Source organism: Streptomyces sp. NPDC048111 (assembly GCF_043202815.1).
In the GTDB taxonomy this organism is placed as follows: Bacteria; Actinomycetota; Actinomycetes; order Streptomycetales; family Streptomycetaceae; genus Streptomyces.
In genome coordinates this window covers 37,748-52,823 of sequence record NZ_JBIDBD010000038.1, presented here as the reverse complement: position 1 = coordinate 52,823, position 15,076 = coordinate 37,748, and the positions used below count along the sequence as shown (strand labels likewise).

The 15,076-nt window shown below is 73.2% G+C and carries 12 protein-coding genes; 8 read left to right on the top strand and 4 right to left on the bottom strand.

Annotated features, from left to right (window positions below):
- The first annotated feature begins 488 nt into the window (after positions 1-488).
- Positions 489-938, top strand: a complete 450-nt coding sequence (locus tag ACGF3I_RS32430) for a PTS glucose transporter subunit IIA (protein ID WP_393138382.1) — start codon at positions 489-491, stop codon at positions 936-938.
- Between the two features lie 81 nt (positions 939-1,019).
- Positions 1,020-2,690: a phosphoenolpyruvate--protein phosphotransferase gene (ptsP, locus tag ACGF3I_RS32425; RefSeq protein ID WP_393138380.1), complete on the top strand. Its 1,671-nt coding sequence runs from the start codon at positions 1,020-1,022 to the stop codon at positions 2,688-2,690.
- Between the two features lie 160 nt (positions 2,691-2,850).
- Here the strand turns inward: ptsP and ACGF3I_RS32420 are convergent, their stop codons facing one another.
- Together ACGF3I_RS32420 and ACGF3I_RS32415 are read right to left on the bottom strand one after the other, a co-directional pair.
- Positions 2,851-3,735, bottom strand: coding sequence for a hypothetical protein (locus tag ACGF3I_RS32420; protein ID WP_393138378.1), 885 nt, complete (start codon positions 3,733-3,735; stop codon positions 2,851-2,853).
- A 24-nt stretch (positions 3,736-3,759) separates the two neighbouring features.
- Positions 3,760-5,034, bottom strand: coding sequence for an MFS transporter (locus ACGF3I_RS32415; protein WP_393138376.1), 1,275 nt, complete (start codon positions 5,032-5,034; stop codon positions 3,760-3,762).
- Positions 5,035-5,080: 46 nt separating this feature from the next.
- Here ACGF3I_RS32415 and ACGF3I_RS32410 point away from each other — a divergent pair, with 46 nt between their 5' ends.
- The gene (locus tag ACGF3I_RS32410) at positions 5,081-6,400 is read left to right on the top strand and encodes an aminotransferase class I/II-fold pyridoxal phosphate-dependent enzyme (protein ID WP_393138374.1); all 1,320 of its coding nucleotides are present in this window, start codon (positions 5,081-5,083) and stop codon (positions 6,398-6,400) included.
- 24 nt (positions 6,401-6,424) lie between these two features.
- Here the strand turns inward: ACGF3I_RS32410 and ACGF3I_RS32405 are convergent, their stop codons facing one another.
- Complete coding sequence (locus tag ACGF3I_RS32405) at positions 6,425-8,413, bottom strand: acetoacetate--CoA ligase (protein WP_393138372.1); 1,989 nt, start codon at positions 8,411-8,413, stop codon at positions 6,425-6,427.
- A gap of 340 nt (positions 8,414-8,753) precedes the next feature.
- On the opposite strand from ACGF3I_RS32405, the gene ACGF3I_RS32400 reads away from it, so the two are divergent.
- Positions 8,754-11,108, top strand: coding sequence for a glycoside hydrolase family 31 protein (locus ACGF3I_RS32400; RefSeq protein WP_393138370.1), 2,355 nt, complete (start codon positions 8,754-8,756; stop codon positions 11,106-11,108).
- Between the two features lie 46 nt (positions 11,109-11,154).
- Here ACGF3I_RS32400 and ACGF3I_RS32395 read toward each other — a convergent pair whose 3' ends face one another.
- Positions 11,155-11,718: an NUDIX domain-containing protein gene (locus tag ACGF3I_RS32395; protein WP_393138368.1), complete on the bottom strand. Its 564-nt coding sequence runs from the start codon at positions 11,716-11,718 to the stop codon at positions 11,155-11,157.
- A 309-nt stretch (positions 11,719-12,027) separates the two neighbouring features.
- On the opposite strand from ACGF3I_RS32395, the gene ACGF3I_RS32390 reads away from it, so the two are divergent.
- The 4 genes from ACGF3I_RS32390 (at position 12,028) to ACGF3I_RS32375 (ending at position 15,067) form a co-directional block, all read left to right on the top strand.
- A complete protein-coding gene (locus ACGF3I_RS32390) occupies positions 12,028-12,774 on the top strand; it encodes a M15 family metallopeptidase (RefSeq protein WP_393138366.1) in 747 nt (248 codons plus the stop codon).
- Positions 12,775-12,964: 190 nt separating this feature from the next.
- On the top strand, positions 12,965-13,351 hold the full coding sequence (locus ACGF3I_RS32385; RefSeq protein WP_393138364.1) for an Mpo1-like protein: 387 nt from the start codon (positions 12,965-12,967) through the stop codon (positions 13,349-13,351).
- Between the two features lie 100 nt (positions 13,352-13,451).
- Positions 13,452-13,880, top strand: coding sequence for a Zn-ribbon domain-containing OB-fold protein (locus ACGF3I_RS32380; protein ID WP_393138386.1), 429 nt, complete (start codon positions 13,452-13,454; stop codon positions 13,878-13,880).
- The gene (locus tag ACGF3I_RS32375; RefSeq protein ID WP_393138362.1) at positions 13,877-15,067 is read left to right on the top strand and encodes a lipid-transfer protein; all 1,191 of its coding nucleotides are present in this window, start codon (positions 13,877-13,879) and stop codon (positions 15,065-15,067) included. Before ACGF3I_RS32380 ends, ACGF3I_RS32375 begins: the two co-directional genes overlap by 4 nt.
- Positions 15,068-15,076: the final 9 nt, after the last annotated feature.

Here is a 15,076-nt window from a genome sequence, read left to right as displayed (position 1 = left end):
GTTCTCAAGGAACGGACGCTTCCTTTGTACTCACCCTCTCGGGCTTTCCTCCGGGCGCTTCCCTTCGGTATTTCGTGTTCCCGACTCTATCAGACGCTTTCGTGTCCGATTTCTTCGGTGCCTTTCAGAGTTATCCCTTTCGGGTTTCTCTTTCCGGCGGTTCAAACTCTAGCAAGTCTTTTCCGTCGTCCTGACCACCACTTCTGCGAGCACGCAGCAGTAGAAAGTCGGGTTAGGATCGGGACTTGGTAGGCGCCGCCGACCGCCGAATCACAGTGTCGTGATGGGGTCAGGCAGGAGTACGACAGTACAGGCCGCCGGGAGTTGAGGCAAATCGTTTCCGGTGTGCACCTAGGTCCGCCAACCGGCACCAACCGGCACCTGTCGTGCGGAACTAGGACTTCTTATGACTTACCCTTCTGAACAGTATGCCGTCCAGGACAGGTAGTGACGGCGACACTAGAAGCTCCGCCCCTGGGAGGCTCCCCATGACCAGCGTGACGTCCCCACTTGCCGGACGGGCCATCGGACTCGCTGCAGTGCCCGACCCCGTCTTCTCCGGCGCGATGGTGGGCCCCGGCACCGCTATTGATCCCGTTCGTGAGCCGTCGGCGGCCGTGGCGCCCGTGGACGGCGTCGTTGTGTCCCTGCACCCGCACGCTTTCGTCGTCGTCGACGGCGAGGGCCACGGTGTGCTGACGCACCTCGGAATCGACACCGTGCAGCTCAACGGCGAGGGCTTCGAGCTCCTCGTCAACAAGGGCGACACCGTGACGCGCGGCCAGGAGGTCGTGCGCTGGGACCCGGCCGCCGTCGAGGCCGCCGGCAAGTCCCCCATCTGTCCCATCGTGGCCCTGGAGGCCACCGCTGACTCCCTCTCCGGTGTCGTCGAGAGCGGCGAAGTGAAGTCCGGCGACGCGCTGTTCGGCTGGCAGTGACGCCCGCGCCGCCACCGCGGCGCGCTGGACACACATCAATGGCGGCGGCACTGACCGCCGCGACTATCGGAGACGGGTGAGATGGAGACAACGCTGCGAGGCGTCGGCGTGAGCCACGGTGTGGCGATCGGCGAGGTTCGGCACATGGGCACGGCGGTTCTCGAGCCGCCGGCCAAGCAGATCCCGGCATCGGAGCACGGGCGCGAACAGGGGCGCGCCCGCCAGGCCGTGGAAGCCGTGGCAGCCGACCTGATGGCGCGTGGCAACCTGGCCGGCGGTGAGGCGCAGGCCGTGCTGGAGGCCCAGGCGATGATCGCCCAGGACCCCGAGCTGATGGCGGACGTCGACCGGCGCATCGTCGTCGGCAGCACCGCGGAGCGCGCCGTGTACGACGCGTTCTCCCACTACCGCGAACTGCTCGCGGGTGCCGGTGAGTACATGGCGGGGCGCGTCGCCGACCTCGACGACGTGCGGAACCGGATCGTGGCGCGCCTGCTCGGCGTGCCGATGCCCGGTGTGCCGGACAGCGACGAGCCGTACGTGCTCATCGCCCGGGACCTGGCGCCGGCCGACACGGCGCTGCTCGACCCGGCGCTGGTGCTCGGCTTCGTGACCGAGGAGGGCGGGCCCACCAGCCACAGCGCCATCCTGGCGCGGGCGCTCGGGGTGCCGGCGATCGTCGCCCTGCCGGGCGCCGGCGAGCTGGCCGAGGGCACGCTCGTCGCCGTGGACGGCAGCACGGGCGAGATCTTCGTCGACCCGAGCCAGGAGAAGCAGGCCGAGCTGGAGCGGGCCGCCGCCGAGCGCAGGGCGGCGCTGTCCGCCTCGTCCGGTCCCGGCGCCACCTCGGACGGCCACAAGGTGCCGCTGCTGGCCAATGTCGGCGGTCCCGCCGATGTGCCGGCGGCGGTGGAGGCGGGCGCCGAGGGCGTCGGCCTGTTCCGTACCGAGTTCCTCTTCCTCGACGACTCCGCCAAGGCGCCGTCGGAGGAGAAGCAGGTCGAGGCGTACCGCAAGGTGCTGGAGGCGTTCCCCGAGGGACGCGTCGTGGTGCGGGTCCTGGACGCGGGGGCCGACAAGCCCCTCGACTTCCTGACGCCGGCCGACGAGCCCAACCCGGCGCTCGGCGTGCGCGGTCTGCGCTCGCTGCTCGACCACCCCGAGGTGCTGCGTACGCAGCTGACCGCGCTGGCCAAGGCCGCCGCGGGGCTGCCGGTCTACCTCGAGGTCATGGCGCCGATGGTGGCGGACCGCACCGACGCCAAGGCGTTCGCGGACGCGTGCCGCGAGGCGGGCCTCCAGGCGAAGTTCGGCGCGATGGTGGAGATTCCGTCCGCCGCGCTGCGCGCCCGCTCCATCCTCCAGGAGGTCGAGTTCCTGTCGCTCGGCACCAACGACCTGGCGCAGTACGCGTTCGCGGCCGACCGCCAGGTGGGCGCGGTGTCGCGGCTCCAGGACCCGTGGCAGCCCGCGCTGCTCGACCTGATCTCGCTGTCCGCGGAGGCCGCGAAGGCCGAGGGCAAGAGCTGTGGTGTGTGTGGCGAGGCCGCTTCGGATCCGCTGCTCGCCTGTGTCCTGACGGGGCTGGGTGTCACCAGCCTTTCGATGGGCGCCGCCTCCATTCCTTATGTACGCGCGACGCTGGCGAAGTACACGCTCGCCCAGTGCGAGCGTGCGGCTTCCGCGGCCCGTGCCGCGGACACCGCCGAGGACGCGCGCAAGGCCGCCCAGGCGGTTCTGTCCGGGGAGTGACCGGACGGACGGGAGGACGGCCGTGAGGTCGGCGGTCGCATGGCCGCCGGCCGCAGGGCCTGCGTGAGGAAGAGGGGCTTCCCGTCGCCTTGTGCGGCGGGGAGCCCCTCTTCTGTGTCTGCTCCCCCTGCTTTCGCGTCCTCTTGTCGTGCCTCGGCCTTCAGTGGTGGGTGTCCGGCTGGTCGATCGGGAAGCCCGGGCGGTATTCGACGCCGGGTTCCGGGGCGAGCGGCTCCCCCGTTTCCGCGTCGGTGCAGTAGGCGCTGAACACCTCGCCCGTGGTCAGCGGATCGAGGCGGCCCCGGTGCAGGCGCCAGCCATGCAGCCGGTCGGGGACGTCCGGTTCGCAGGTGCGCAGGACGAGCCCGCCCGCGCTGTGCAGGGCGATGCCCGCCGCGAGGACGGAGACGAACTCGGCCGTCTCGCGCTCGTCCAGGCGTACCGGGTCGGCGCCCTCGCGTTCGGCGTGCAGGACGGCGATGAGCTGGTCGTCCTGGGCGGGGATGCTGCAGACCAGGTGGTGGGCGCCCGGACCCGCCGTGTCCAGCAGGTTCAGGAGCAGTTGCGAGGCCTGGTCGAAGGCGGCTCTGCCAATGTCCTGGCCGCATTCGGCGCAGTCCCCCGCGTCGGCCAGGAGCAGTGTCGCGTACTCCCAAGTGGCTTTGCGTACCGCCTTGTTGATGAGTTCGGGCACCAGGCTGTCGAGGGGCTGGCCCGCATAGGCGACGCGGGCGCCGCCCGCGGCCAGCTCCGCCGTGAAGCTCGTACGGCTGCGCGGGGTATCCGGATCGAGGCCGTGCGCGGTGCAGAACTCGGTGAACTCCTCCGGGTCGAAGAGGGCGACCGTGGTGTGGGCGCCCTGGGCCGAGCGGGCGCGCAGGACTCCTTCCACCTGGCGGAGGTAGGCCTCGTGGTCGTCGAAGGTGAAGGTGCGGTATCTGGTCATGGCCGTGAAGTCGTGCGCGTCGGCGAGCAGGCCGACGGTGCTCGGCATTTCCCGGCGCAGTGTGCGGCGGGCGGCTTGGATGTGGTGGGTGTGCGCCATGTTTCCCCCTGAGCGCGGCGTGGATCAATGCTCACTCACCGTAACCGAGGGCACTGACAGTGGCGCCTGGTGGTGCCGCGGCCGGACGAGGCGGTGCTGGATCAGGCAGGTTCCGGCGATGGCGGCGCCGAAGACGAGCCAGCCGGCCGGTCCGGTCGCGATGGCGGCGGTGACGGCGAGGGGACCGACGCTGCGCTGGACGGACTGGGCCAGGCCGTGCACCCCGAGGTAGCTGCCCTGGGCCGTGTCCGGGGCGAGGGCGATCGAGAGTTCCCAGGAGATCGTGGCGTGGACGATCTCGGCGAGGGTGAAGGCGATGGTGGCGGCCACGAGGAAGACGGTGGCCGGCGCGGCGCCGTGCGTCGCGGAGGCCGCGATGGCGATGCCCGCGAGCGCGAAGGTCGCCGAGAGCGGGAGCAGCAGGCGGCGGGCGGCCGCGGTGGTGGTGCCGAAGCGTGCGAGGGGCACCTGGAGGCCGACCACCATGACGTTGTTGATCACCATCAGCAGGGGGACGAGGCCGTGCGGGGCGTCGGTGGCGTGCACCGCCCACAGCGGGAGGCCGACCTTGAAGACGGCGTCGTCGAGGAAGAGCACGGTCTCGGTGGTGACGAACGCCAGGTAGCGGCGGTCGCGCCAGGGGTTGGCGGGGCTCAACTGCCTCGTTTCTTCACCGGACTTGGCGACGGTGCGCGAGGGCGTCGCGGGTTCGGCGCACAGGGCCGTGATGGCGGCGGAGCCGAGGAAGGACAGCGCGTTGCCGGCCAGGAGCCACTGGTAGGCGGACGTGGAGCCGAGCGCGAGGGCGCCGGCCGCGGCGAGGCCGCCGACCGCCCAGCCCGCGTTGGCGACGGTGCGGCTGACCGCCTGGTAACGCACGCGCTCGGGGCCCGCGATCCGGGCCGCGTACAGCTTGGTGAGGACGTTGGCCGAGCGGTCGCCGAAGCTTCCCACCGAGGCGAACAGGAGCAGCAGGGCGAAGTTGTCGGTGGTCAGGAGCGCGAACGCCGCCACCGCGCGCAGGGTCTGCAGGCCGATCAGGACCCGGGTCAGCGGGAGCCGGTCGGCGATGCGGCCGCCGATGGGCGCGCCCGCGATGCCCACGGCTCCGGAGGCGGCGACCAGGGTGCCGATCTGTGCGAGGGAGAGCCCGGCGACATAGGTGAAGTAGAGGACGGAGACGGCTTCCCACAGACCGCTGCCCGTGCGGTCGACGAACGCGACCGACAGCATGCGGCGGCCGTCGAGGCCTCCCGGGACGCGTTCCCACAGTGCGGCTCGCCGTCGGCTCCGGCTCATTGCTTCCCCCTTGACGGAACTTATGTATCAGTACATAATTTCGTACGTGGCAACACAATATTCGATCGCTGGTACGACAGCCAAGGGGATTGCCGCGTCCGTGGAGCGCGCGGTCGCCGACGGGGGCCTCGGCCCCGGCGACGCGCTGCCTCCCGTGCGCAGGCTGGCCGACGCGTTGATGGTGAGTCCGGGCACGGTCGCCACCGCCTACAAGGAGCTGCGGCAACGGGGGCTGGTGGTCACCCGCGGGCGGGGCGGCACCGTCGTGGCCGCGGCTCCGGCCGTGGCCTCGCGCCGCCCGCCGCGGGTGCCCGAAGGCCTGCGGGATCTCGCCGGCGGCCATCCCGATCCCGCCTTCCTGCCCGATCTGCCGGCCCTCGCCGCGCCCTCCAGCGGGCCCCGCTCGCACCGTTCGACCCCACGGCTTCCGGCCCTGGAGGAGCGGGCGCGCCTGTGGTTCGACGGTGACGGAGTGCCGTCCGACCATGTGACGTTCGCGCACGGGGCGCTCGACTGCGTGGCCCGGCTGCTGACCACGGAGCTGCGGCCCGGGGACGCGGTGGCGATGGAGGATCCCGGCTACCACCATCTCCTGGACCTGCTCCAGGCGATGGGCCTGCGCACCGTCGCCGTGGCGGTGGACGAGCAGGGCATGCGGCCCGAGGAGCTGAAGGAGGCGCTGCGGGCCGGTGCGCGGGCCGTCGTGTGCAGCCCGCGCGCCCAGAACCCGTACGGCGGCTGCTTCTCCGTCCGGCGGCGCGACGAGCTGGTCGAGGTGCTGCGCGCCTTCCCCGAGGTGCTGGTGGTCGAGAACGACCACGCCGCCGAGATCGCCGGCGTGGAGCTCAACTCCCTTACCGCGGGCGGACTTTCGCGCTGGGCGCAGGTGCGCACGGTCACCAAGTACCTCGGCACCGACCTGCGCTGGGCCGCCGCGGCGTGCGACCCGGTGACGCTGGCGCGGCACGACGGACGGCTGCTGCTCACCTCGGGATGGGTGAGCCATCTGTTGCAGTCGGCCGTGCTGGGCCTGTTCGGCGATCCCGCGGCCCAGCTCCTGGTCGCGCGCGCCGGTGCCACCTATCAGGAACGGCGCACGGGCTTCGTCCAGGAACTCGCCGGGCGCGGGATCGAGGCGCACGGTGCGAGCGGGATGAATGTGTGGGTGCCGGTGCGCGACGAGTCGGCGGTGGTCAACGGGCTGCGCACGCGCGGCTGGTGGGTGGCGGCCGGGGCCCGGTTCCGGATGGCGTCGGCCCCGGGCGTACGGATCACCGTGGCTGGACTCGACGCGGCCGAAGCCGCCGTGCTGGCCTCGGACTTCGCTGCGGTGCTGGGCGAGTCCGAGGCCACGTACGGGGGTTGAGCGGCCCGGGCCGGGGGCGGCCGGTCAGCCGCGCTTGCGGGCGATGTCCTCGTAGAAGCGCAGCAGGTCGAGGTTGTCGACCGAGCCGGGGTTGACCGCGCGGTCGAGCGCGGCTCCCTGGAGGAGGCGTTTGACGGGGACCTCGATGCGCTTGCCGGTGAGGGTGTGCGGGACGCCCGGCGCCTCGATGATCTCGTCCGGCACATGGCGGGGCGACAGTTGCTCGCGGATCGCCTGCTTGATCTTCGTGCGCAGCGCGTCGTCCAGGACCGCGCCCTCGGCGAGATGGACGAACAACGGCATCCAGTAGCCGCCGTCGGGCTCCTCCAGGCCGATGACGAGGGACTCGCGGATCTCCGGCAGGCGCTCGACGACCTCGTAGATGTCGGCCGAACCCATGCGCACGCCCTGGCGGTTGAGGGTCGAGTCGGAGCGGCCATGGATGATCACCGAGCCGTGGCCGGTGAGGGTGATCCAGTCGCCGTGCCGCCAAGCGCCCGGGAACATGTCGAAGTAGCTGTCGCGGTAGCGGCTGCCGTCCGGGTCGTTCCAGAAGCGGATCGGCATCGAGGGCATGGGGTTGGTGACGACGAGTTCGCCGACCTCTCCCACCACCGGCCTGCCCTGCGCGTCCCACGCCTGGAGGTCGGTGCCCAGGCACGGGGCCTGGAGTTCGCCGATGTGCACCGGCAGGGTGGGCACCGCCCCCGCGAAGCAGGAGCACACGTCGGTGCCGCCGCTGACCGAGGCGATCCACAGGTCCTCGCGCACCTCGTCGTGCAGCCAGCGGAAGCCGTCGGGCGGCAGTGGTGAACCGGTGGTCGCCACGCCCTTCACCCGGGACAGGTCGAAGTCGCGGCCCGGGTGCACGTCGGCCTTGCGGCAGGCCATGACGTACGCGGCCGAGGTGCCGAACAGAGTGGCCCCGGTGCGCTCGGCCACGCCCCACTGGGCACCCGTGTCGGGGAAGCCCGGGCTGCCGTCGTACAGGACGACCGTGGTGCCCGTGAGCAGGCCGGAGACCAGGAAGTTCCACATCATCCAGCCGGTGGAGGTGTACCAGAAGAACCGGTCGCCGGGGCCCAGGTCGCAGTGCAGTCCGAGCTGCTTGAAGTGCTCCAGGAGGATGCCGCCCTGGGACTGCACGATCGCCTTCGGCAGGCCCGTGGTGCCGGAGGAGTAGAGGACCCACAGCGGGTGGTCGAAGGGCACCTGCTCGAAGACGGGCTCCGTGTCGCCCGCGGTGAGGGCCGCCCAGTCGAGGCTGCCCTCGGGGGCCGGGGTGCCGAGCAGGGGGATGTGGACCACGGCGCGCAGGGTGGGCAGCTCGCGGCGCAGTTCCGCGACGACGTCCGTGCGGTCGTGCTCCTTGCCGCCGTAGCGGTAGCCGTCGACCGTGAACAGGACGACCGGCTCGACCTGCTGGAAGCGGTCGAGGACGCTGCGGGCGCCGAAGTCCGGGGCGCAGGACGTCCACACCGCGCCGACGGCGGCCGACGCGAGGAGCGCCACGACCGCCTGCGGGACGTTGGGGAGGTACCCACTCACCCGGTCACCGGGGCGTACGCCGAGCGCGCGCAGTTCGGCGGCGAGCGAGCCGACCTGGCGGCGCAGCTCGGCCCAACTGGTCGCGACGGGTTCGTGCGACTCGTCGACGTGCAGCAGCGCGGGATCGCCGGCCCGGGCGGGGTCCTCGGCGGTGCGCAGCGCGTGTTCGGCGTAGTTCAGGGTGGAGCCGGTGAACCACTGGGCGCCGGGCATGGTCCGGTCGGCGAGGACGGCTTCGTAGGGGGTGGAGAAACGGATGTCGAACCAGTCGGCGACGGCCTGCCAGAACAGGTCGAGCTCGTCGACCGACCAGCGGTGCAGCGCCGCGTACCCGCCGTCGGCCGGGGCCCCGTAGCGCTCGGCCGCCCAGGCCTGGAAGCGGGTGATCCGCGCGGCGGCGATGCGTGCGGCGTCCGGCTGCCACAGGGGCGTGGGCTGCGGATCGGGGTTCGCGGCTGAAGTCATGGGTCGGCTCCCGGGCTGAAACGCGTGGTCTGCGTGTGTCCCGCACACACGCGAGGGGTGTGCGCGTGAGGCGGCTGACAGGGACGATGCCATGTGATCGTCTTCCGCACCAGGGTGTGCCCCCCATAGTCGACCGGCCGATCATGTGGCGCCACCACGGGTGGCAGCCGGACCGGTCCTGTGGAGGCTGGGCCCCGGTGCGGTGCACCCCCGCGACGGCCGTACCCCGGTCCTCGGCGCCCCCGCCAGATGTCCCGCGCCCGCCCGGCCGGCGACCCCGTGGGTGAACGGCAGTTGAACGAAGCGCACGTACGGCCGTCCGGGTGGCAGGGTGAGCCGCATGAACGGCGATGACCTGGTGCGCTCGGTGAAGGCGGTCGGTTCGGCACAAGGGCTGCGGGTGCTGCGCTCGGCGCTGCGGCGGCGCCGGACGGACGCACGGGACCTGCCGGCCAGGGGGCCGGAGCGGGCCCGGGTTCCGGGGCTCCTGACCGGGGCCGAGCCGGGCCCGGGCGGCGGCGTCGTCCGGTTCGAGCGTTCCGCCCTAGAGGTGCGGGTCACGGTGGGCGGCGCGGTCTTCTGGGCCTGGGACGGCGCGGGGCCCGAGCCGTCGTACGCCCTGGACGGCGGGGCACCCGAGGCGGACCCGCGGGCCTCCCTGGAACCGGACAAGGACGGCGGCCGGCGCATCGTCTCCGAGCGGCTGACCGTGGTCGTCTCCCGGCACGGCGCCCTCGAAGTGCGCACCCCGGGCGGCATCGTGCTGCGCCACGAGCTGCCGCCGCGCTGGTGGGAGCCGGCCGGGGGCGGGCCGGCCCGGTGGCTCCAGCGGTCCCAAGTGGCCGCCGACGCACGGTTCTTCGGGCTCGGCGGCCGGGCGGGCGGGCCCCGGCTGCGCGACGGCACGTACCGGCTGTGGAACACCGACCCCGGCGGCACCTTCGGGCCGGACGACGACCCGCTGTACATCACGATGCCCGTCCAGCTGGTCGTCGCGGACGCCGGTACGCACCTGGCGTTCTACGACAGCACCTGGGACGGCCGCGTGGCGCTGCGCGAGGGCGCGGAGGGCGCGGGCTCGGGGCACGACCGGCCCGGCGCGAGCGAACTGCGCATGGAGGGCGGCCCGCTGCGCTGCTGGGTGATCGCGGGCACCCCGGCCCGGGTGCTCCAGGGCTGGACGGCGCTCACCGGGCCACCGGCCCTGCCGCCGTCCTGGGCGCTCGGCCCGCAGCACGCGCGCTGGGGGTTCGGCAGCGAGCGCGAGGTGCGGCGCGTCGTCGGCGGGTACATCGAGCGCGATCTGCCGCTTTCCGCGCTGCACCTGGACATCGACCACTACGAGCGCAACCGGGTCTTCACCGTCGACCGGGCGGCCTTCCCCGATCTGCCCCGGATGGCCGAGGACTTCGCCGGGGACGGGGTGCGGCTGGTGTCGATCGTCGACCCGGCGGTGCGCGCGGAGCCCGGCGTCGCGATGTACGAGAGCGGGCGCGCCGCCGGGGCGTTCGTCAAGGACGCCCGGGGTGAGGAGGTGCGCGGGCAGGTGTGGCCCGGCGAGTGCGTCTACCCGGACTTCACCGACCCCTCGGCGCGCGCCTGGTGGGGCGCGCTCTACGAGGAGCGGCTCGGCCAGGGGTTCGCCGGGGTGTGGCACGACATGAACGAGCCGGTGTCCTTCGCGCCGTTCGGGGACCCGACACTGCCCCGGTCCGCGCGGCACGATCTGGACGGCGCGGGCGGCGACCACCGCGAGGGCCACAACGTGTACGGCCTCTGCATGGCACGGGCCGGATACGAGGGGCTGCGCCGGCTGCGCCCCGACGAGCGGCCCTTCCTCTTCTCACGCTCCGGATGGGCCGGAATGCAGCGCTACGGCGGCACCTGGTCGGGCGATGTGGCGACCGGCTGGCCCGGGCTGCGCGCCTCGCTGTCCCTGGTGCTCGGCCTCGGCCTGTGCGGGGTGCCGTACTCGGGGCCCGACGTGGGCGGTTTCACCGGCAGCCCCTCGCCCGAGCTGTATCTGCGGTGGTTCCAACTCGGCGCCTGGCTGCCCCTGTTCCGTACGCACGCGGCGAAGTGGGCGGGGCGGCGCGAGCCCTGGGAGTTCGGCCCGAAGGTGCTCGACGGGGCGCGGGCGGCGCTCGCCGAACGGCAGCGGCTGCACCCGTACTTCATGACCCTGGCCCACCTGGCCCGGCTGACCGGGGCGCCCTATGTGCGGCCGGTGTGGTGGGGCGCTCCGGGTGACCGGGTGCTGCGCGACTGCGAGGACTCCTTCCTGCTGGGCGACGCTCTGCTCGTCGCGCCCGTCCTGGAGCCCGGCGCCGACCGGCGCGCGCTGCGGCTGCCGCGCGGGCGCTGGTACGACACCGCAACCGGGGAGGCCCACGACGGCCCGGGACAGGTGCTGCTCAACGCCCCCCTGTCCCGCATCCCGGTGCTCGCCCGGGCCGGTGCCGTGATCCCGGTACGGGGCGAGGGCGGCGGCCTCGAACTGGAGGTGTGGGCACCGGCCGCCGGGCGCACCGGAGGCGGGATCGTGGTGCGGGACGCCGGGGACGGCTGGGCCCCGGCGGAGGTCGAGCGTTTCGCGACCCGCGTGGTCCACGGCCGGGTGGTGGTGGAGCGGATCGGGGACGGTCCCGGCGCGGAGGTCGGCCTTCCGGTGCGGGTGCGCGGCGCGGGGCGCTGAGCGGGTGGGTGACACGCGGGCGGGCGTAACTGCCCGTACACGTGCGTCAGTTGACCGCCCGTCCCGCAGCAGTCCCGTTCCCCCGGCTGCCGTACTCCCCCGCGAACCACTTCCGTACGGCCAGCGTGTGCAGCGGGAAGGTCAGGTCGGCCGGTTCGCGCAGCAGGTGCCAGCCGTCCGTCTCGTCCGTGGGCAGGGAGGGCGGAAGGAGCCCTGCCGGGCGCGGGGGCAGCAGGCCGAACAGGAGCAGGTGCTCGGGCGAGCTGAGGGCGTCCGCCAGCCGGACCTCGGCGGCCCGTGCCTCGATGCCGGTCTCCTCCGACAGCTCGCGGACGACCGCGTCCTGCCAGCTCTCGCCGAAGTCGACGAAACCACCGGGCAGGGCCGTGCCGCCCCGCCGCGGCTCGATGGTGCGGGTGATGACGACGAGGCCGCCTCCCCGCTCGTCGGTGACGGGCAGCAGGGCGACGGCCACCGGCAGCGGGTTGCGGTAGGCCAATCCGCCGCAGGCCGCGCAGACGCGGGGCCACGCGTCGCCCCCGCCGGAGTACGGTGCTCCGCACGCGGCGCAGTGGGAGTACGGGACGGGCTGCTTCGGGGAGGCGGTCACGCGCGGACTGTAACCGACCGCACCCCGTACGCGAAGAGCCCGACTCGGCTCCCCCGCCCACCAGTTGACCCGATGGAGGCAGTGCACATGACACGACCTGGCGACGGGGTGGGGCGCCCCGGGGAACGACACGGCGAGCGGCGCGGGAGCGCGGGGGCCGCCACGCGGCGTGGTGCCGCGCGCCCGGGGGCGGGGGGCGCCGGGACGCATGCTGCCACGCGACCGGGCGAAGGAGATCGGGCCGGCTCCCGGTCGCGCCGGCGGCGGGCGCTGCGCGGCCTCGTCGCGGGCGCGGCGGCGCTGCTCACGATGACCGCGCTCTCCCCCGCCGCGCAGGCCGCGCCCGGTCCGAGGGCTCCCCGCGCGTTCGTCGCGCTGCGCTCCGTCGACCCCACGATCATCGAGGAGATGCGGTACATCACCCCGCACGACTTCGTCGGTGAGCCGATCGACGGCTACCGCCAACCGCTGTGCATCCTGACTCGGGCCGCCGCCGAGGCACTGCACCGCGCCCAGGCCGGGCTCCTGCGGCGGGGCTACTCCCTGAAGGTCTACGACTGCTACCGGCCGCAGCGGGCCGTCGACCACTTCGTGCGGTGGGCCAAGGACCTGGACGACGAGCGGATGAAGACCGAGTTCTATCCCCGTGTCGACAAGTCGAGGTTGTTCGCGGACGGCTACATCGCCGAGAAGTCCGGACACAGCCGGGGCAGCACGATGGATCTGACGATCGTGCGCCTGCCCGCCCGCCCCACCCGCCCGTACCGCCCGGGGCAGCGCCTGGTGCCGTGCTACGCACCCGAGGACCGCAGGTTCCCGGACCGCTCCCTCGACATGGGCACCGGCTTCGACTGCTTCGACACCCTCGCGCACACCGACGACCCGCGCGTTCGGGGCGTACAGCGCGCCAACCGGCAGTTCCTCAAGGCCACGTTGGCCGCGCAGGGGTTCGTCAACCTGCCCGAGGAGTGGTGGCACTTCACGTACGAGCCGGAGCCGTTCCCCGACACCTACTTCGACTTCCCGGTGGCGTGGCGCTCGGTGGCCGGACACTGATCCCACCGTGGCGTTCCGGTTCGGGCACCCGTCGCCGCCCGGCCTGGATCCGGATGCTCAGCGCTGCCGTTCCGCTTGAGGACGGAGCGGGCGGCCGGGGCCACCCCCGTGGGTCCCGGGCGCCCGCTCTGTTGATTCGGACGCGAAGGAGCCGTATCCGGTTCTCGGACGAGCGATTAGGTTTTCCCGCATGACGAACACGACGAGGCCGACGTTCGATTCGTACGAGGAGTTCTGGCCGTACTACGTGGCGATGCACTCCCGGGCCGCCACCCGGTGGGTCCACCTCACGGGCACCCTCACCGGGCTCGCGGTCGCCGCGTGGGGACTCGCGCGCGGGCGCCGGCGCCAGGTCCTGGCGCTGCCGCTCATCGGGTACGGGACCGCCTGGCCCGCGCACTGGTTCATCGAGAAGAACAACCCGGCGACCTTCGGGCACCCCGCCTGGTCGCTGCGCGGGGACCGGCAGATGATCGCGATGATGCTGTGCGGCCGCGACCGCGAACTCGGCGAGATCGCGGCCAAGTGGCTGGCCGAGAACGCCCGGACCGGGGCGGGGCCCGCGACCGGGTCATGACCGCCCCTCCCCAACTCCGGTGGCCCGTGGCACACTTCTGACGTTCCGTCAGAAGCCGTTCTCGGGAGGGGCCTTGACCGACGCACGCACCCGCACGCCCGTGGTCGCGGGCTGGTTCACCCAGGCCGAGGGAGCGGACTTCCGGCTGCTCGGCACCCGGTGTTCCGCCTGTTCCTGTGTGTTCTTCCCGCGCGAGGACGCCTTCTGCCGCAACCCGGGCTGCACTGGCGGCGAGCTGGCGGAGGTACCCCTGTCGCAGCGGGGCCGTGTGTGGTCCTACACCGACAGCCGCTATCGGCCGCCCGCGCCCTATGTGTCGGACCCACAGCTGGAGTGGGAGCCCTGTGTGCTGGTGGCCGTGGAGCTGGCCGCCGAGCGCATGGTGGTGCTCGGACAGGCGGCGCCCGGGGTGAGCACGGCCGATCTCGCCGTCGGCCTGGAGGTCGAGGTGGTGCCGGGCGTCCTCAACGAGGACGCGGGGACCACCTGGACGACCTGGCACTGGCGGCCCGTGGCGGTGACGGCGTGAGCGGCGACATCGCGGTCCTGGGCGCGGGCATGCACCCCTGGGGCAAATGGGGCCGCAGCTTCGTGGAGTACGGGACCGTCGCGGCCAGGGCCGCCCTCGCCGATGCCGGGATCGGCTGGCGCGAGGTCGAGGCGGTGGTCGGCGCGGACACGGTGCGCGGCGGCTATCCGGGCCATGTCGCCGGGGCGACGTTCGCGCGGGCACTGGGCTGGCAGGGCGCGCGGGTGACCAGCGTGTACGCGGCCTGTGCCTCGGGGGCGCAGGCGATCGGCACGGCGCGGGCCCAGATCCTGGCCGGTCTGGCCGACGTGGTCCTGGTCGTCGGCGCCGACGCGGCGCCCAAGGGCTTCTTCGCGCCCGCCGGCGGCGAGCGTCCGGACGACCCGGACTGGCTGAGGTTCCGGGTGCTGGGCGCGACCAACCCCGCCTACTTCGGGCTCTACGCCCGCCGCCGCATGGCCCTGCACGGCGACACCGTCGACGACTTCGCGCGGGTCAAGGTGAAGAACGCGGCGGCCGGGGCGCTCAACCCGAACGCCCGGTACCGCAAGGCGGTCAGCGCCGACGAGGTCGCCGCGTCGGCGGTGGTCGCCGATCCATTGCGGCTGCTCGACATCTGCGCCACCTCGGACGGCGCCGCCGCCGTGGTCCTGACCAGCATGGACTTCGCGCGCCGGCACGGCGCCGCCGATCCGGTGCGCATCCGCGCGGTCTCCACGATCACCCCCACCTACCCCCGTACCGTCCTCGACCTGCCCGACATCGCGACCGACTCGGCGGCCCGCGTCGAGCCCTGCCCGCACTCCTTCCGCGCCTCCATCGCACGGGCCGCCTACGAGGAGGCGGGGATCGGGCCCGAGGACGTGTCGCTGGCCGAGGTGTACGACCTGTCGACGGCCCTTGAGCTGGAGTGGTACGAGGACCTCGGCCTGTGCGGGCCCGGCGAGGGCGCCAAGCTCGTACGGGACGGCGCGACCGCGCTCGGCGGCCGGATCCCGGTGAACGCCAGCGGCGGGCTCGCGTCGTTCGGCGAGGCCGTGCCGGCGCAGGCCATCGCCCAGGTGTGTGAGCTGACTTGGCAGCTGAGGGGCACGGCGGGCGACCGCCAGGTGGCCGGTGCGCGGGTCGGCATCACCGCGAACCAGGGCCTGTTCGGACACGGCTCCGCAGTCGTGGCGGTGCGCTGACCGCTCCTC